Source organism: Sphingomonas sp. PAMC 26621 (assembly GCF_000251145.1).
In the GTDB taxonomy this organism is placed as follows: Bacteria; Pseudomonadota; Alphaproteobacteria; order Sphingomonadales; family Sphingomonadaceae; genus Sphingomonas.
The window spans coordinates 1-18594 of the sequence record NZ_AIDW01000024.1; the positions used below are offsets into that span (position 1 = coordinate 1).

Sequence of the window (18594 nt, forward strand, 5' to 3'; positions counted from 1 at the left end):
CCGGGGCAGCGGGCGCTGCGGGCGCTGCGGGCGCGGCGGCGGCGGCGTTTTCCGCGGCGCGCGCTTCGGTGACGGGGGCCGCCGCGACGGGGCTAGCGGGCGGCGGTTGGCGCGTATCGGTCATGCAGGAGCCTTGGCAACCGTCGCGCGACGCTGACGCCATTCGCGACGGATCAATAGGATCGCGAGATAGGTGGTCGTGAGCCCCGCGAGAATAGCGACGAGCCGGAAGGTGTCGTCATAGGCGAGCACGTTCGCCTCGCGCGTCGCGGTCTGCGCAAGCAGCGCGCCGCCTTCCGCGCTGCGCAGCGTCGGGTCGCCGAGCACGCGGCCGACCGCGCTGCCGCCGGCGGCGATCCGCGCAGTGACGATCGGATCGGTCGGGTCGAGCGTCTGGACGATCGCCGCGCTGTGCGCCTTTTCCGAGATCGTCTGATAGGTGCCGAGCAGCGCCGCGCCCCCCAGCGAGCCGAGCGAATTGACCATCCCGAACAGCGCGAGGAAGCTGATGATATGCCCCGCCCCCGCCTGCAACGCGCGCGTCATCCCGAACAGCAGCGATGGCCCGAGGAAATAGGTGCCCGCGAATGCGATCACCGCCTGCGTCAGGTAAAGCTGCGGCGGGCGCGTCAGGCTGGTCGAGAGCGAGTCGACATAGGCGGCCACCGCGACCAGCCCGATCGCGAGCATGACCGGATGCGCGAGCCGGTTGACGTCGAGCGTCACCGCGCTGGCGATCACGCCCGCGATCGAGGCGAGGAAGATGATCACGAACAGCGTGTGGAACTGGTCGTTGTTCTGCCCGAGCACGGTCAGCAGCCCGACCGCGGCATAGGTCTGTTCGGACAGCACCAGCCGCGCCATCAGCGTGACGATCGTGAAACGCACGATGTCCGCGCTGCCGAGCCAGCGGGTGTTGAGCAACGGGTTGGGCCGGCCATGTTCGAGCACCAGCGCGGTCGCGAGCAGCGGGATCGCGATGACGAGGCACCAGCCGATCCACGGGGCCTCGAACCACCAGACCAGCCGCCCCTGCCCCAGCACCGCCGAGAACAACGCGATCGACACCGCGAACAGCGTGAAGGTGACGAAGTCCATCGGCTCGAACGCGGGCTTGCGCTCGGTCGGCGGGAGCCGGAGCAGGCTGACCGCGACGAGCGACAGGACCGCCAGCCCGAATTCGAACAGGTACAGCGCGCGCCACTGCGACATCGCGAGCAGGTCGGGCGAGAACAGCCGCGCGAGCGGGGTCGCGCATTGCGGAATGCCGATCCCGACGACCAGCGCGCGGAGCCGCCATTTGGTCGGCAGAGCCTGCATCATGTAATAGAGGCAGAGCGAGCTGAGCGCCGCCCCCGCCATCCCGCTCGCCGCGCGCACCGCCACCGCGGACCAGAAGCCGTGGACGAAGAGATGCGCAAAGGCGAAAAGAACGTACAAGCCCAGGAAGATGATCGTGAACGGCCGTAGCCCGTATTGCTGGCGGAATTTGATCAGCAGCAGGTTCATCGACGCGTTGGTCATCACATAGACCGTCGGCAACCACGCAATTTCGGTCGGATCGAACCCGAGCGCGCCCTGCAACGTCGTGGTGTTGACCGAAATCAGCGCGGTCCCCAGCCCGCCGGTCAACCCGACCAGCACCGCGATAATGCCGTACGCGAGACGCACCGGCGACGTGTGTTCCGGCGAGGCAGGAGACCCGGGTAGCGCGGGGCGCTCGTGCGGCGCGAACGTCCATTGTTCCTCGGTCAGGAAACGGCGGATACGGCTGGCGAGCATCGTCCCTCCTACGCACGATCCGCGGACGGGATCAATCCATCAGGAGGCGGAGAAACCGTCACGATTTATTACAACCGTCGGACAAAGGACTGATCTGGATCAGTTCCCGTAGATTATGCTCCCGCTAGGGCAGATCATCGCAAGAGAGGTGCTCGTGTCCAATTGTCCAACCGGGGTGGCCGGGCTTGATGAAATCCTCGCGGGCGGCCTCGAAGCCGGGCGATTGTTCCTGCTCGAAGGCACGCCCGGCGCGGGAAAGACGACGATCGCGACTCAGTTCCTGACGCAGGGCGCGGAAGCCGGGGAGCCGGTGCTGTACATCACGCTGTCCGAAACCGAGGAGGAGCTGCGCGCCGGGGCCAAGTCGCACGGCTGGACGTTTCCGCCGTCCTTCACCGTGTTCGAACTCGTCCCGCCCGAGGCGCTGCTCAACGACGACCAGCAGCAGAGCCTGCTCTATTCGTCCGACCTCGAACTCGGCGAGACGACGAAGCGAATCTTCGAGGCGTTCGAGCGGATCAAGCCGACCCGCGTCGTGCTCGACAGCCTGTCGGAAATCCGGCTGCTCGCGCAGAGCTCGCTGCGCTATCGCCGCCAGATCCTCGCGCTCAAGCATTATTTCGCGCGGCATGACGCGACCGTGCTGATGCTCGACGATCTGACCGCCGACGTGATGGACAAGACCGTCCACAGCGTCGCGCATGCGGTGATCCGGCTTGAGGAACTGTCGCCCACTTATGGCGCAGAGCGGCGCCGGATGCGCGTGCTGAAATATCGCGGGCGGCGGTATCGTGGCGGCTATCACGATTTCATCATCGACACCGGCGGGGTGCGCGCGTTCCCGCGGCTCGTCTCCGCGGAACATCGCGGCCGGTTCACGCGCGAAACCGTCCCGATCGACAATGCGGAATTCAACGGGCTGATCGGCGGCGGGTTCGAACGCGGTGCGAGCACGCTGATCCTCGGGCCTGCCGGTACGGGCAAGTCGCTGCTGACGCTGAGCTTCGTTAAGGCGGCGATCGATCGCGGCGAGTGTGCGGCGATGTTCGTGTTCGACGAGGAACTGGGCCTGTTGTTCGATCGCGCGCTCGGGCTCGGGATCGATCTCCAGGCGATGGTCGATACCGGGCATCTGGTGATCGAGCAGATCGACGCCGCCGAGCTGACCCCGGGCGAATTTTCGGAACGCGTGCGGATCGGCGTCGAGCGGCACAAGGCGCGTACCGTCGTGATCGACAGCCTTAATGGCTATCAGGCGGCGATGCCCGAGGAACAGGCGCTGATCCTGCACATGCACGAACTGCTGCAATATCTGAACCGGCAGGGCGTGATGACCTTCCTGACGGTCGCGCAGCACGGGCTGGTCGGCGACATGAAATCCCCGGTCGACGTCACCTATCTCGCCGATACGGTCATATTGCTCCGATATTTCGAGGCGTTCGGCCGGGTCCGACGGGCGATTTCGGTCGTTAAGAAGCGCATGGGTCATCACGAGGACACGATCCGCGAATTCACGATCGGGAGTACCGGTATCACGCTGGGGCAACCGCTCACGAACTTCCAGGGTGTTCTTCGCGGTGTCCCGACGTTGATCGGCGACGACGCACGGTTGCTGGACGTGACACAGGCTTGACCGTTTCTTGAACCGCACCCTCGCCGAAGGCGCCATCATCCTAGCCCCACGCGGTCGCGACGCGGCGATCGCGCAAGCGATGCTGGTCGAGGGTCAGTTGCAGGCCGCGATCGCGGGGGACCTGCCCGCGCTGGTCGCGGCGTTGCGCGACGGGGTCGGCTTTGCGATCCTGACCGAGGAAGCGTTGCGCGGCGCGGACCTGCGCGCGCTGACCGACGTCCTGGCCCAGCAGGCGGAATGGTCCGACCTGCCGTTCATCGTGCTGACCGAGCGCGGCGGCGGGCTGGAGCGCAATCCCGGCGCGGTGCGGCTGCTCGAGACGCTCGGCAACGTCACCTTCCTCGAACGGCCGTTCCACCCGACCACGCTGCTCTCGCTCGCACGCGCCGCGCGTCGCGCGCGATTGCGGCAATATGAGGCGCGCAACCGGCTCGAGGACATCCACGCCGGGCAGGAACGGCTGAAGCTGGCGATCGCCGCCGGGGGGCTGGGCGCGTGGACGCTCGACATGACGACCGAGTCGCTCCACGTCGAGCCCGACACCAAGGCGCAACTCGGGCGGGCCGTCGGCGACACGCTCACCTATCCCGAACTGCTCGCCGCGATCCATCCCGACGACCGCGAGGATATCGTCGCGGGCGCGCACCGTGCGATTGCCGAGCGGACCGATTACCGGGCCGAGGTCCGCTGCATCTGGCCCGACGGATCGACCCACTGGCTGCAGATCGACGGACGGGTCGAGCGCGACCCGCGGGGCAGCGCGGTGCGGGTCGTCGGCGTCTCGCACGAGATCACCGCGCGGCGGGTGGTCGAGCTGCGCCAGCGCGCGTTGCTCGCGCTCAGCGACCGGCTGCGCGAGGCCCCCGACGTCGCGACGATGTCGTTCGAGGCGGCAGCGATCCTCGGCAGAACGCTGGGGGTCAGCCGCGCGGGGTACGGCGTGATCGATCCCGTCGCCGAGACCATCACGATCGAGCGCGACTGGAGCATGCCCGGTACCGTCACGCTGGCGGGCGTGCTGCGGTTTCGCGACTACGGGTCGTATATCGAGAACCTGAAGCGCGGCGAACTCGTCGCCTTCGACGATGCGCGGACCGAACCGCGCACGCAGGGCAATGCGGCTGCGCTCGAACAGCTCGACGCGCGCGCGGTGGTCAACCTCCCGCTGATCGAGCGCGGGACGTTCTCGGCGTTGCTTTTCCTCAACCACAAGGCCGCGCGTACCTGGTCCGCCGACGATCTCGCGTTCGTCCGCGACGTCGCCGACCGGACGCAAGCCGCGATCGAGCGCCGCCGCGCCGAGACCGCGCTTGCCGCCCTCGCCGAGACGCTCGAACGCCAGGTCGCCGAACGCACCCGCGAGCGCGACCGGACCTGGCAGAATTCGCACGACATGTTCTCGATCCTGTCGAAAGACGGGACGCTCCTGTCGGTAAACCCCGCCTGGGCCACGGTGCTGGGCTGGAGCGCGGACGAGATCGTCGGACGAAACCATCTCGCCTTCGCGCATCCCGACGATGTCGAGCGGAACGCGGCGGCGCGCGAACAGGCGCTGCAGGGCAATCTGCGGCAATATGAAAATCGCTATCGCCACAAGGACGGCAGCTATCGCTGGATCGCCTGGGTCGCGACGCTGGAGGGCGACCGGCTTTATGCCAGCGGTCGCCACATCACCGCCGAACGTGAAGCGCAGACCGAGTTGGAAAGCGCGCAGGACCAGTTGCGACAGGCGCAGAAGATGGAGGCGGTCGGCCAGCTGACCGGCGGGCTCGCGCACGATTTCAACAATCTGCTGACGGCAATCTCGGGCAGCCTCGAACTGATCCAGGCGCGCATCAAGCAGGGCCGCACGGGCGAACTCGACCGCTACGTCAACATGGCGCAGCAAGGCGCGAAACGCGCGGCGGCATTGACGCACCGGTTGCTCGCCTTCTCGCGGCGCCAGACGCTCGATCCGCGGCCGACCAACGTCAACCGGCTGATCGCCAGCTTCGACGAGTTGCTGCGCCGCTCGGTCGGGCCGTCGATCGAGATCGAGATCGTCGGTGCGGTCGGCCTGTGGACCACGCAGGTCGACCCCAACCAGCTCGAGAATGCGGTGCTCAACCTGTGCATCAACGCACGCGACGCGATGCCCGGGGGTGGCCGGATCACGATCGAGACCGCGAACGCCTGGCTCGACGATGCCGCCGCGCGCACCCGCGACATGACGCCGGGCCAGTACATCTCGCTGTGTGTCACCGACACCGGATCGGGCATGACTCCCGAGACGATCGCACGCGCCTTCGACCCGTTCTTCACCACCAAGCCGCTTGGCGAAGGCACCGGCCTCGGCCTGTCGATGATCTATGGCTTTGCCCGCCAGTCGGGCGGCCAGGTGCGGATCTATTCCGAACTCGGCAGCGGGACGACGATGTGCCTGTACCTGCCGCGCTCGCACGACGCCGAGGACAAGGAGCCGGAACGCATCCCTGCCCCCGAGCCCGGCGTGGTCACCAGCGGCAAGACCGTCCTGGTGGTCGACGACGAACCCGCCGTGCGCGCTTTGGTGATCGATACGCTGACCGACCTTGGCCATGACGTGATCGAGGCGGGCGATGGCCCGAGCGCCGTGGTCCTGCTCGAATCGGATCGGCATATCGACCTGCTGATCACCGATGTCGGGTTGCCGAAGGGCATGAACGGCCGCCAAGTGGCGGACGCCGCACGCGTGATGCGGCCTGACCTCAAGATCCTGTTCATCACGGGCTATGCCGAAAATGCAGCGGTGGGTAATGGTCTCCTTGCGCCGGGCATGCATATCCTGACAAAACCCTTTGCGATGGACGTGCTGACGAATAGAATTCAACAACTCACCGACGACAAAATACATAATTCGAAGTAAGTCGAAGGATAGTCGCACCACTTCATTGCACCGTATGCCGGTAGTTTGTTAATCATGTAACCGCTTCCGATTTAGCCGGAGAGCGGACGTGAGGAACGAATGGCACTTGCCATGATGACCTGTAGTGACTTTGCCGGGCACGTCGGGACGACCTTCACCATCGGTCTCCCCAAGACCGGAGTCGCGCCGCTGACGCTGGTCGAAGCATCGCGGCGGCGCGTCGTCGAGCGCGGCCGTGCGCCCTTCTCGCTCGTCTTCCGGAGCACATCAGCGGAAACCTGGCCAGAATCGACCTATCATCTCACCCATCCAGTGATGGGGCAGCTCGATATTATGCTGGTGCCGCTGCGGCGGGTGGAAAACGGCATGGACTATGTCGCGACGTTCGATTGAGCGCTGACCGCAGGCAACGAAGCCGCCGGCGTGGCGTTTGAGCGAAATGACCCGTCAACCGATCAGCTTCTTCATCCATCACCAGGGCCGCGGCCACGCCAATCGTGCGATGGCGATCATCCGCGAGCTTCCGGCCGAGCGCCCGGTGACCGTGCTGTGCGCGCGTCCCGAATTGTTCGACGGGTTCGACCGGCCGATTGATCTGGTCGCGCTGCCCAACATGATCGGCGCACCGGTCCCCGCCCCCGGCCTGTTCGCCCAGCCGACGCCGGAGGTGATGCATTGCGTGCCGCTCGGGGTCGAGAAGACGCGCAGCACGATGCGCGCGATCATCGACCATCTCGACGACGTCGATCCGGCGCTGTTCGTGGTCGACGTCTCCGCCGAGATCGCGATGCTCGCGCGGATCGCGAGCGTTCCCGCAATCAGCCTGCGCATGCACGGCGACCGCACCGATCCCGGCCATCTCGGCGCCTATCAGGCAAGCGTCGGGTTGCTCGCCCCGTTCGACCGGACGCTCGAGCAGGACGATACCCCGGACTGGGTGCAGGCGGCGACCTGCTACACCGGCGGGCTGTGCACCACGCTGGACGCAATTCCGACGCGCGAGGCGGCACGCGCCAAGCTCGGGCTCGATCCGACGCAGGAGATCATCGTCGTGCTGACCGGCGGCGGTGGTGCGGGAACGCCCTATGCGCCGCTGACGATGGCGGCGCGCGCGGTGCCCGACGCGTTGTGGCTGGTGCTCGGCCCGACTCACCGCGAGGGGCATGAGACCGATTTCGGCAACCTGCGCGAACTCGGCTGGGTCTCGGGCGTAACCGATTATATCGCGGCGGCAGACGTCGTCATCGCGTCTGCGGGCGACAATACGGTGCATGAGATCGCGCGCGTCGGGCGCCCCTATGTCTGCGCGCCGGAATGGCGGTATTTCTCCGAACAGACACGCAAGGCCGAACGGCTCGATGCGCTCGGCGCGGCTGTAATGCTGCGCGAATGGCCGGGCGCGCTGGCGCCGTGGCGGTCGATCCTCGATGCGGCGAAGGCGCTCGATCCCGCGGCGCTCGCGGCCTTGTACGATGCGGATGCGGCACGGAACGCGGCGGCCTATCTCGAGGCGATGGCGGTCGACCTCTGGGCTGGATCGACCCGACCGGCAGCCACCAGCCCCGCCTCCGACGCGCCGCCGCTGATGGCCGTCGTCAGCTGAACCGCGCCTCGCGGTCGAGCGTGGCGGCGATTTCGTCCTGCGTAGGGTGGCGCAGGATGGTCAGCGTGTCGGCGTCGATCGCGATCATGCCCCGTCCGGCGAACTGCCCGAGCCAATAGTCCATGCACCACCGCCCCCAGGTTGCACGGAACAGCCGCGCGTTGCGCAGGATCGCGTCGAAATGCTGCAGCGGGGGAATGTGGATCGTGTGATGCTGGTGATAGGCGCGCGCGCCGCCGACCCACGCCATCGTCACTCCGGCGCGCTCGAGCCGCGCGGCGAAGTCGGTCTCCTCGCCGCCATAGCCGATATAGCGTTCGTCCATCCCGCCCGCACGCCGCCAGTCCGCCGCCGCCAGCGCAAAGGAAAGACCCCAGAGTTCGCCGTAGCTTGGGGTCGGGCGGATCTCGTCCTCGGCCAGCGGCGGCTTGGCCGGATGGCGCATGCCCGCCGCATCGAGCGCGGCGACGTCGACCGGGTCGACCGGTCCCGGCGGCAGGTACAGCACGTCCCCCAGCCGCACCCCTGCCGCGTCGGCGGTCGCGGCATAGCGCTCGACCAGCGTCGGGGCGGGAATGCAGTCGACGTCGAGCAGGATCAGTTGCTCCCCACCAGCCGCCTCGGCGGCGCGGTTGCGCGCGGCGGCGAGCGGCATCGGGTCGCCCGGCACCAGCACCGACCGCACCGGGAAGGCGGTCTCCGGCACCGGAGACGGCGAGTCCTGCATCCACGCGACGACGAGTTCGTCGGGCAGCCGGGTCTGTCGGCCCAGCCCGGCGATCAGGTTGGCGAGATGCGCCGATCGCCCCCGGACGATCGTCAGGACGCTGACGCTGGCACTCACGCGCGCTTGGCGCGCTGGCGGAAGTGCGCCACCCCCTCGAGGATCCCGCGCGCATGGTGCCCACGCGCGACGTAGCAACGGCTGAGATCCTTGCGTTCGGCGAGACCGTCGGAGTGATTGCCGACGATGATCGCATTCGGGGCGGACCGCAGCATCTCGATGTCATTGCCGCTGTCGCCGGCGACAATCACCTGGCTCGCCGCCAATCCGAGCGCCTGCCGGACATGTTCGACCGCCGTCCCCTTGGAGGCGGCGAAGGGCAGTACGTCGAGATAGCGGCCGTGACTCTGGATGATCGTGCAGGTCAGCCCGCGCGAATCGAGCAAGGCGCGAATCCGCGCGCCCGCGTCTGGATCGCCCTGGATCATGTAGCTCAGCTTGGCGCGACGCTGCTCGAGCGGGCTTTGCGGGGTCAGCCCGCCCTCGGTGGCGATGACGTGCGCGATCGCCTCGCGGTCCCACCCGGCGGCGACCTTCGCGTCCCACACGGTGTCGCGGGCATAGACGCCGCCCGGACGGCGATGGTAGATTTCGGACCCGACCGAGGAGATGACGATCGCGGGAAGCGGCGCGTGATGCTGCGCCAGCACCGACATCGCGCTGTGGAAGCTGCGCCCGGTGGCGACCGCGAAGACCAGCGCGCGTTCGTCGCCATGCCACTCGCGGAACGCATCCAGCGCATCGCCGCATCCAAGCAGCGTACCGTCGATGTCCGACACCAGGAGTTGCCGCGGCGCCGTATTGGTCGACGGGACCGATGGGACACTCGCCGCAGCCACTTCGGCCAGCAGCTCGGCGTAAATCGCGACGTGCGCGTTCCAGTCGAAGGTACGGACTGCGGTCCGCCCCCCGGCGGCATAGCGATCCCACCGCGCCGGGTCGCGGAGGATGGTCAGCAACGCTTCCGAAATCGCCTCAGGCGCGCGCGGATCGACCAGCAGGCCATTGCCGCAGGTCTCGACGATGTCGTTGGGTCCGCCGCTGTCGGTCGCGACGACGGGCAACCCACAGGCCGCCGCCTCGAGCAGCGTCAGCCCGAACGGTTCGTTGAGCGCGGGATTGACGAACACCCCGCGCCGCGCACGCGCATAAGCGTAGACCGCGGGAATATCGCTCGGCTTGTGCGTCTTGGGATAGGCGACCTTGCCGTACAGATCGTAGCGATCGATGAGGATCAGCAGTTCGGCGAGATTGTCGCGCACCTCGGGCTCGAGCGTGCGCAGGTCCTCGCGGGTCCCGGCGACGATCACGAGGTTGGCAGCCGCCTGCAATTCGGGCGAGCGGCCATAGGCCTCGACCAGTCCGGCCAGGTTCTTCTTCGTGACCGGGCGCGCAATCGCAAGAAGTGCTGGCTTGGCGGGATCGGTCAGGAACCGGTCGATCGCCGCGTCAATCGCGGGATTGGGCAGCGCGTTCGCGAAGTCGCCGACGTCGCTGCCCGGCGCGATGATCCGGATCCGGCCGGGGTCATACGCGTCGTACAAGGCATATTGCAGCTCTGCCTCGTCGCGCGAGGACGCGATGATCGCGGTCGCACCGGCGATCGCGCGATCCTCGATCGCGATCCGGCGGTCGAGCCCGTCGAGTTCGCGGCAAGGGGCAGCGAACGCCGCGCGTTTTACGTGCCCGAGCGAATGCGCGGTAAAGACATAGGGAATGCCGAGCCGTTCGTGGACCGCCGCTGCCAAGGCGCCCGCATCGGCATAATGCGCGTGGATCACATCCGGCCAGCGATCCAGCCGCGAGATATGCGACACCAGTGCCTCGACCAGACTGTCGTGCTGGGTCCAGAGCTGTTCCTTGGCGAGATAGGCGCAGTCGGCGCTGCGGAGCCGGACGATGCGGGTCTGCGCGTCGATCGTCTCGATACAGTCGTCATAGCACTCGCCATGTACGTGATCGACAAAGGCCCGGGTGACGATCTCGATCCGGTCGATCGCGGGATTGGGGCCACTCGCGCGCACCAGATCGAGCAGGTATCGGATGTGCCCGCCCGTATCGGCGGTGATGCCATATTCCACGTCGCGGGCCCGTAGGCAGCCCTGCAGGGCGATATGGAGTACGAACATGGTTCCCGTTCACCCTGGAGACAGGAAGATGGAACCCTTGCGCGAGCGCGACGGTTCCGATGCCATGTCCGGGAATCTACCTAATCGAAAGCAAGGCTCGCCGCGGTTGCAGGTCGGACTGCTCACCTGGGCGCTGCCGCCGGAGAAAAGCGGCCTGTCGCGTGCGGCGCTGGAGATCGCGCATGCCGTGTACGAGGCAGGCGCGGATGTCCGCGTCTTCACGCTCGACCGTGCGAATCGCGAGCAGGACGGTGCGATCACGATCATCGGATGCGCCCCGGGTGACGGGCTCGAACGGCTGCGCGGGCATGCCGCGATCGGTCACCTCGCCGCGCCGCTGGCATTCCGCGCGGCGGTGCTGGAGGAACACCGGATCCAGCCGTTCGACGTGATCGAGGCGACCAACTGGTATGCCCCGGGCGCGGCGATCACGGGGATCCCGCTCGTCACCCGCAATTCGACCCCCGCCGCAATCTCGCTGGCGCAGGACCCGACGGTGCGCAACCGGATCGACCGTCTGGCCGCGACGCTGATCGAGAAGATCTCCGCCCGCCGCAGCGCCGGGCTGATCTCGAACACCGCCGCGCATGGCGCGACGATCGCCAGACTGTACGGCGTTCCCCCCCCCGGCCCACGGCACGCGGTGATCGGCCTCAGCCTGCCGCAAGCGATCACCGAACGCGGCCAGCGCGCGACCTATCCGGGGGCCGGGCCGATCGAACTGCTGTTCGTGGGCCGCAACGAGCCGCGCAAGGGGTTCGACGCGGTGCTCGACGCCGCGACGATCCTGAGCGGCGATGTCGCGGCCGGGCGGCTCGCGCCGTTCCGCCTGACGCTGGTCGGCGCGGAGGACCGCGACGTGAGCGCGTTGCCGGCGCGGACCCGCGCGTATCTCCGGCTGTTCCACCGGGTCGGCGAGCAGGCGTTGCACGACCTGTTCGCACAGGCGCATATCGTCGTCGCGCCGTCGCGCTACGAGAGTTTCGGGCTGGTCTATCAGGAAGCTATGATGTTCGGTCGCCCGATCGTTGCCTGCGCCGAGGATGCGAGCGCGCGGTTGTTCGTCGGTCAAAGCGGCGCGGGGATCCTGGCGCGCCATTGCACGGGCGAGGCCGTCGCCGCCGCGCTGCGCCCGCTGATGACCGACCGGACGCTGCGCGAACAACATGCCGCCGCCAGCCGCGCTGCTTCCGGCCAGTTCACGCGGCGGACACTGGGCGAACAGACGCTCGCCGCCTATCGGTCCGCGATCGCATCATAGGGGCGCAACAGCCGTGCCTCGTCCTCGGGGCGTGCACCGTCCGCCGACATCGCGGCGTAGGTCCGGGTGCGTGCGCGGACCCGTTCGAACTCGAGGCGGTGTTCGATCGCGCCGCACAAGGCGAGCGACGTCTGCGCGAACGGCACCACGGGGCGTTCGTGCACCAGCCCCGCGAAGCGCACCTCGGCGCGATTGAGCCGGTACTGGATATCGGGAAACAAGGCGGAAGGTTCGCCATCGACCAGGTTGCGGCGCGCGAGCCCGAGCGAGCGAAGGTCGTCCCGATCGGCCGCCTCGACCAGCCAGCCGAGATTGTCGAGCAGCACGGCATCGGGACGTTCGTCACTGTCGAGCTGGAGCACCCAGCCCGCTCCGGCAAGTGCCTGGAGGCGATTGCGCTGGCGGGCGAAATCGCCGTCGAGCGGATGCGCATGCACCTCCGCCGTGGCGAACAGCCCGCGCCACGGCGCCGCATCAGACGCATCGACCAGCACGATCCGGCGCACGAAACCGGGCATCGCGTCGATGAGCGATGCCGCTGCGGCGCATTCGCCCGGCTGCGTCATGATCGCGAGCGTGATCGCATGCGCGCGGGGTTCGGCCGGGCGCGCGCTTTCCTCGGCCAGCACATGACCGAACCGCCACGCGGCGTTGCGCCATCCGCCGGCGGACAAGGCCCAGCGGTCGCCGGGAACGGGCCTCGCCACACCGTCCGCCAGGCGGTGCCGGATCGCATCGGCAACCGCAGCGAGCGGAACCCCCGCGTCGACCTGCAATCCGCAATGCGTACATTCCTCGCCCCCGATCCGCGAATGCCAGTCGGGGTTGCCACAGACCGGGCAGCGCAACCGCGCGGCGTGGCGGATCGTCATCGCGCCGCCCGGGCGATCTGCGCGCGGTAGAGCGCGACGTAATCGCGCGCCATTCGCTCGGCGGTGAAGCGCGCCTCGAATCGGCGGCGGATCGTCGCGCGGTCGAGCGTCGCCGCCTGCGCCACCGCCGCGACCGCCTCGGCTTCGCTCGAGACGATGAAGCCGGTGACGCCGGGCTCGACGATCTCGCGCACGCTGCCCTCGTCCCATGCGATCACCGGCGTGCCGCACGCCATCGCCTCGATCATCACCAGCCCGAACGGTTCGGGCCAGTCGATCGGAAACACCAGCGCCACCGCCTTGCCGAGCAGGTCCTGCTTGGCGGCATCGTCCAGTTCGCCGACATGGACGATCCGCTCGCCGAGCGCGGGCGCGACATGCGCCGCGAAATAGGTCGGGTTGCCGACGTCGACCGCCCCCGCCAGCCGCAGCGGCATCCCCGCCCCCCGGGCGATCGCGATCGCGCGGTCGGGGCGTTTCTGGTCGGTCATCCGCCCGATGAACGCGAGATAGCCCTCCGCCCCGTCCCCCTGCGCGTAGCGATCCCGCGCGATGCCGTGATGGACGACGCCCGCGAGGTTCGCCGGCGGCAGCGCGCGCGCTTGCGATGCCGAGATCGCCGCGACCGGAAGATCGCGGAAATGCCCGAAGAACAGCTGCCGGTCCCGCTCGTCGAGCCGCCAGTGGACCGTGGTGATGCTCCGCGCCCGCACATCGCCAAGGACAGCGGCATGCGCGAATTCGCCGTGACAATGGACGACATCAAAGGAGTCGAGCCGTTCGCGCAGCAGGTCGAGCTGCATCGCCTCGAGCGCGGCGGGAACGCCCGGCGCGACCTTGCCGTACATGTGCTCCAGCGCCGAAAGGCTCGGGCCGGCCGATACCAGCGGGGCCGAACTCCGGCTGTCCTCGGGCGCGAACAGCGTGACGGCATGCCCTTGCGCCACCAGCGCCTCGGTCAGGTCGTAGACAACGCGCTCGGTCCCGCCCGATCCCCGCGGCGGGACCGGGAAGATGACCGGCGCGACCTGCGCAATGCGCAGCGGGTTCGGAATCGGAGCGTCGGCCATATCTCTCCCGGTTCGGGACGATTGCCCGAACACGATGGACGAACCTGTAACGAGTCGGTTCCCGCGGACGTGGTCGGGCCTCCGTTCGCCCGCGGTCGGGCCAGGTGTTTCGCCCCGCAGTGCATCCTTACGGTGCCGCCGTCCGTTCTACACCGCAGCGCAGCAAGCGCACCCCTTCACCCCCCTTTTTACGAGGAAAGGCAAACTCCATGTCGATCAACGTCATTTACAAGACCAGCGCCACCGCCACCGGCGGCCGCGACGGCTCGACTCGCTCCGACGATGGTTCGGTCAATCTCAAGCTGGTCGTCCCCAAGGAGATGGGTGGCCCCGGCGGTGACGGCGCCAACCCCGAGAAGCTGTTCGCGGCGGGCTATTCCGCCTGCTTCATCGGCGCGATGAAGGCGGTTTCGGGCAAGGTCGGGGTCAAGGTACCCGCCGACACGACCGTTACCGCGGAGATCGGCTTCGGTCCGCGCTCCGAGGGTGGCTTCGGCATCACCGCCGATCTTACCATCTCGCTGCCGGGCGTCGACAAGGCAGATGCCGAGAAGCTCGCGCAGGCGGCGCATGAAGTGTGCCCCTATTCCAACGCGACGCGCAACAACGTCGACGTCGGGCTGCACATCGCCTGAGCTTGCGCCGACGATTCGCCCGGCCGCGCGGTTTCGCCGCCACGGCCGGGCGGATCACGGCCCGGGCGCAGGGGGAGATCTCCCGAACGGGTGCCACCGCCCGAGCCGCGTTAACGTTCCTAAACCCACGCTGAACGGTGTCGTTCAGGCGATGGTGTCAGCGCCCTGTTATCGCCCGACAAAACCGGACCAAAGCACGGATTGAAACCGTGCCGTCGCCATTCGGCAAAAGACCGAGGGACGATGCGACCATAGCGGACCTTCTTCGTTGTGCCGGCTGATTGTCGGAGCGCGCGTGATGTCCAACCCCCTTTCCCCTCCCCTGCGACGCCGCGCGACCCCGAGTTTTCCGGACGATCGCGCGTGATCCTCGCGACAGGGGCGACCTGGGGGATCTGCGCTGCGCCCACTGCCGGGGTCATCACCCGCCCGTTCCGCTGGCCCGAGGCGATCTGGGCGGTGCTCGGCGCGGCGTTGCTGCTGGCGTTCGGCCTGCTCCCGACAAGCGCGGCGATCGGCGCGATCGGGACGGGGATGGACGTCTATCTGTTCCTGATCGGGATGATGCTGTTGAGCGAGACCTGCCGCCGGCAGGGGCTGTTCGACTGGGTCGCGGCGACCGCGGTCACCCATGCCGGGGGCTCGCGCCCGCGACTCTTCCTGCTGGTCTATGCGACCGGGATCGTCACCACGACCTTCCTGTCGAACGACGCGACCGCGGTCGTGCTGACCCCCGCGGTCTACGCCGCCGCGCGTGCCGCCAAGGCGGAGCCGCTCCCGCTGCTGTTCGCCTGTGCGCTGATCGCCAATGCCGCAAGCTTCGTGCTGCCGATCTCCAATCCGGCCAATCTGGTGCTGTACGGCGGGCACATGCCCCCGCTCGGGCAGTGGTTCGCATCGTTCGCGCTGCCCTCGGTCGCGTCGATCGGCGTGACCTTCGCGATGCTGCGCTGGATCGAGCGCGACCGGATCGTCGGCACGTGCGAGGCAACCGTCGATCGCGCGCCGCTGACCGCGGGCGGGCGGATGGCGCTCGGCGGAATCATCGCCACCGCGATCCTCCTGCTGGCGGCCTCGGCGTTCGACCAGCAACTCGGGTTGCCGACCTGCATCGCCGGTGTCGCGACGTTGCTCGTCGTCTGCGCGATGACCCACAGTTCCCCGATCACGGTCGCGCGCGACGTGTCGTGGAGCGTGCTGCCGCTGGTCGCGGGGCTGTTCGTGCTCGTCGCCGCGCTCGATCATACCGGTGTGATCCGCGCCGTCGCGCAGGCGCTTCGCAGCCTCGCGACCGATCCCGCCACGGGCGGCGCGATCGCGGGGACGGTGCTCGCCTTCGGGTCCAACCTCATCAACAATCTCCCCGCCGGTCTCATCGCGAGCAGCGCGGTCGCGCAGGCGCATCCGGCGAGGCTGATGGTCGAAGCGCTGCTGATCGGGGTCGATCTCGGGCCCAACCTCTCGATCACGGGCTCGCTCGCGACGATCCTCTGGCTCCAGGCGATCCGCCGCGAGGGCGAGGACGTCGGTTTCTGGCGATTTCTGAAAGTCGGTGCCGTCACGATGGTGCCGGCGCTGGCCGCCGCGCTCGCCGCCCGCATCCTCCTCGGCTGACCTCCTCCCCACCGACCTGCCCCCTCCTGCGCAAGCGAGACCCCCTGATGGCCACTGCATCCGCGGCCCGCACTTCGGGCGGTACGACACCCGAAACATCCCAACCGGGCGGCACGCTCGACGCGCTCAACTTCTTCCTTGCCGACGTCCGCGACGGGCTCGGGCCGTATCTCGCGATCTATCTCGTCGCGGTGCGCGGGCCGGCGCATGGCTGGAACGAGGCGACCGTCGGGCTGGTGCTGACGATCGCGGGGATCGTCGGCCTGCTCGCGCAGACCCCCGCCGGGAGCCTGATCGACCGCAGCAAGAACAAGCCACGGATCGTGATGATCGCCGCGCTGCTCGTCACGATCAGCAGCCTGTCGCTGCCGATCGCCTCCGGATTCGCGATGGTGACGATCACCCAGTCGATCGCGGCGGTCGCGGGCGCGGTGTTCGCGCCCGCGATTTCGGCGATCACGCTCGGGCTGGTCGGCCCGAAGCTGTTCGCCAAGCGAGTCGCGCGGAACGAGGCGTTCAACCACGGCGGCAATGCGGTGTCCGCCGCGCTGGCGGGCGTGCTCGCGTGGAAGTTCGGGCCGGTCGTGGTGTTCTGGCTGATGGCCGGGCTGACCGTCGCGAGCATCGCGACGACCTTCCGCATCCGCAACGACGACATCGACAATGCGGTCGCGCGCGGGCTCGATTGCGAGCCCGAGGAAGGGTGCGAGGAACCGAGCGGCTGGAAGGTGCTGGTCGAGAACAAGCCGCTGATGCTCTTCGCGGTGATCGCCTTCCTGTTCCACCTGTCGAACGCTGCGATGCTGACGTCGGTCAGCCAGTTGCTCGCCAAGACGGTCGGCAAGGATCAGGCGACATCGCTCACCGCCGCGTGCATCGTCGCGGCGCAGCTGGTGATGGTGCCCGTCGCGATCATCGTCGGGCGCAATACCGAACGCTGGGGGACCAAGCCGATCTTCCTGCTCGCCTTCGTCTTCCTCGCGGCGCGCGGCGCGCTGTATACCGTGTCGAACGATCCCTACTGGCTGGTCGGCGTGCAGGCGCTCGACGGCGTCGGCGCGGGGATTTTCGGGGCGCTGTTCCCGGTGGTGATCTCGGACCTGACCGAGGGAACCGGGCGGTTCAACGTCAGCCAGGGTGCGGTCGCGACGACGCAGGGGCTGGGCGCGGCGCTGTCGGCGTCGCTGGCCGGGTCGATCATCGTCTGGGCCGGGTATAGCGTGAGCTTCCTCACGCTCTCGGTCGTCGCGGGCGCGGGGTTCGCGCTGTATCTGCTGGCGATGCCCGAGACGAAGAAGGCGAAGGCCTGAGCGGTTTGCGGGTGGGGACGGTCGCTTACTCCACCCGCAATCCCTCGGTCAGCACTTCGAGCAACGCATCGACCTTCGGGCTCAACTGCCGGCTGCGCGGCCAGACGAGGTGAAGCGGGAGGCCTTCGGTCGCCTGTCCGGGCAGGATCTCGACCAGCTCGCCGCGCGCCAGTTCCGCCGCAATCAGCCAGGTGGCGAGCTGCGCGATCCCGAAGCCGGCCTTGACCGCCTCGACCTGCGCCTCGGCGCTGCCGAGCACGATCCGCCCGTCCATCGTGCGCTGCTCGACGACGCCCGCCGCATCGCAGAACCGCCACGCGATCGTGCTGCCATCCGCGCGGCCGTACAGGATACAGTCGCGCGTCGCGAGATCGTCCACCGTCGCGGGGACGCCGTGCAGGTCGAGATAGGCGGGGGCCGCGCAGAAGATGACGCGCTCGGTGCCGAGATGACGATGCCCGAGCGCGTCCGGCCACAGCGTCGGCGTACCGATCCGCACCGCGACGTCGACCCCTTCCTCGATCACGTCGACCAGCCGATCGGTAAAGGTGATGTTCGGCCGGACGTTCGGGTTCTGCTCCGCAAAGCCGAGCAACAGCGGCAGCACGCGCATCCGCCCGAACGCGACCGGCACGTCGACCTTGATCCGCCCGACCACTTCCGACCGATGCGCCGCGAGTACCGCCTCGGCATCCGCGAGTTCGGCGAGTACGCGGACGCACGTCTCGTAGAACGCCGCGCCCGCCTCGGTCAGCGCGAGGCGACGCGTGGTGCGGTCGAACAGACGGCTCCCGAGCCGCGCTTCCAGCCGCGCGATGCTCTTGCTGATCGCCGAACTGGAGAGGTTGAGCCGCGCGCCCGCGGTCGTGAAGCTACCCGCATCGGCCGAGCAGACAAAGGCCTCGATCCCCTTCAGGCGTTCGGATGGAATCATGGCGGTCTCTCGATTAGGGAATATTCGTCACAGGTACCGCGAATTCTTACCGCGTGAAGTGCCGAATTGTCATCCTACATCAG

General features: G+C 68.2%; 14 protein-coding genes. 8 read left to right on the plus strand and 6 right to left on the minus strand.

Annotated features, from left to right (window positions below):
* Positions 1–120: 120 nt before the first annotated feature.
* Complete coding sequence (locus tag RI03_RS14205) at positions 121–1782, minus strand: MFS transporter (RefSeq protein WP_010218069.1); 1662 nt, start codon at positions 1780–1782, stop codon at positions 121–123.
* A 175-nt stretch (positions 1783–1957) separates the two neighbouring features.
* Between RI03_RS14205 and RI03_RS14210 the strand changes: the two genes are divergently transcribed.
* The 4 genes from RI03_RS14210 to RI03_RS14225 all read left to right on the plus strand — a co-directional run bounded on the left by RI03_RS14210 (position 1958) and on the right by RI03_RS14225 (position 7902).
* Positions 1958–3415: an ATPase domain-containing protein gene (locus RI03_RS14210; protein ID WP_010218070.1), complete on the plus strand. Its 1458-nt coding sequence runs from the start codon at positions 1958–1960 to the stop codon at positions 3413–3415.
* Between the two features lie 7 nt (positions 3416–3422).
* Positions 3423–6299 (plus strand): PAS domain-containing protein, encoded by a 2877-nt coding sequence (locus RI03_RS14215; RefSeq protein WP_010218071.1) that lies wholly within the window; start codon positions 3423–3425, stop codon positions 6297–6299.
* A gap of 111 nt (positions 6300–6410) precedes the next feature.
* Complete coding sequence (locus RI03_RS14220; protein WP_010218072.1) at positions 6411–6692, plus strand: DUF6916 family protein; 282 nt, start codon at positions 6411–6413, stop codon at positions 6690–6692.
* Between the two features lie 46 nt (positions 6693–6738).
* Complete coding sequence (locus tag RI03_RS14225; RefSeq protein WP_026046741.1) at positions 6739–7902, plus strand: glycosyltransferase; 1164 nt, start codon at positions 6739–6741, stop codon at positions 7900–7902.
* Here the strand turns inward: RI03_RS14225 and RI03_RS14230 are convergent.
* On the minus strand, positions 7895–8746 hold the full coding sequence (locus tag RI03_RS14230) for a glycosyltransferase family 2 protein (protein ID WP_010218075.1): 852 nt from the start codon (positions 8744–8746) through the stop codon (positions 7895–7897). The two genes, RI03_RS14225 and RI03_RS14230, sit on opposite strands and share 8 nt — an antisense overlap.
* The gene (locus RI03_RS14235) at positions 8743–10815 is read right to left on the minus strand and encodes an HAD-IIB family hydrolase (protein WP_010218077.1); all 2073 of its coding nucleotides are present in this window, start codon (positions 10813–10815) and stop codon (positions 8743–8745) included. The genes RI03_RS14230 and RI03_RS14235 overlap by 4 nt, the downstream gene beginning before the upstream one ends.
* Before the next feature lie 106 nt (positions 10816–10921).
* Between RI03_RS14235 and RI03_RS14240 the strand changes: the two genes are divergently transcribed.
* Positions 10922–12076: a glycosyltransferase family 4 protein gene (locus RI03_RS14240; protein ID WP_010218079.1), complete on the plus strand. Its 1155-nt coding sequence runs from the start codon at positions 10922–10924 to the stop codon at positions 12074–12076.
* Here the strand turns inward: RI03_RS14240 and RI03_RS14245 are convergent.
* On the minus strand, positions 12052–12948 hold the full coding sequence (locus RI03_RS14245) for a hypothetical protein (protein WP_010218081.1): 897 nt from the start codon (positions 12946–12948) through the stop codon (positions 12052–12054). The genes RI03_RS14240 and RI03_RS14245 overlap by 25 nt on opposite strands.
* Positions 12945–14018 (minus strand): glycosyltransferase family 4 protein, encoded by a 1074-nt coding sequence (locus tag RI03_RS14250; RefSeq protein WP_010218082.1) that lies wholly within the window; start codon positions 14016–14018, stop codon positions 12945–12947. The genes RI03_RS14245 and RI03_RS14250 overlap by 4 nt, the downstream gene beginning before the upstream one ends.
* Positions 14019–14227: 209 nt before the next feature.
* Here RI03_RS14250 and RI03_RS14255 point away from each other — a divergent pair, with 209 nt between their 5' ends.
* From RI03_RS14255 to RI03_RS14265, 3 genes are all read left to right on the plus strand, one after another.
* The gene (locus tag RI03_RS14255; RefSeq protein ID WP_010218084.1) at positions 14228–14653 is read left to right on the plus strand and encodes an organic hydroperoxide resistance protein; all 426 of its coding nucleotides are present in this window, start codon (positions 14228–14230) and stop codon (positions 14651–14653) included.
* Positions 14654–15016: 363 nt separating this feature from the next.
* Entirely contained in the window at positions 15017–16267 is a 1251-nt protein-coding gene (locus tag RI03_RS14260) for an arsenic transporter (protein ID WP_010218086.1), read from the plus strand.
* 47 nt (positions 16268–16314) lie between these two features.
* Positions 16315–17577 (plus strand): MFS transporter, encoded by a 1263-nt coding sequence (locus RI03_RS14265; protein WP_010218087.1) that lies wholly within the window; start codon positions 16315–16317, stop codon positions 17575–17577.
* Positions 17578–17602: 25 nt separating this feature from the next.
* Here RI03_RS14265 and RI03_RS14270 read toward each other — a convergent pair whose 3' ends face one another.
* The gene (locus tag RI03_RS14270; RefSeq protein WP_010218089.1) at positions 17603–18511 is read right to left on the minus strand and encodes a LysR family transcriptional regulator; all 909 of its coding nucleotides are present in this window, start codon (positions 18509–18511) and stop codon (positions 17603–17605) included.
* Between the last annotated feature and the right edge of the window lie 83 nt (positions 18512–18594).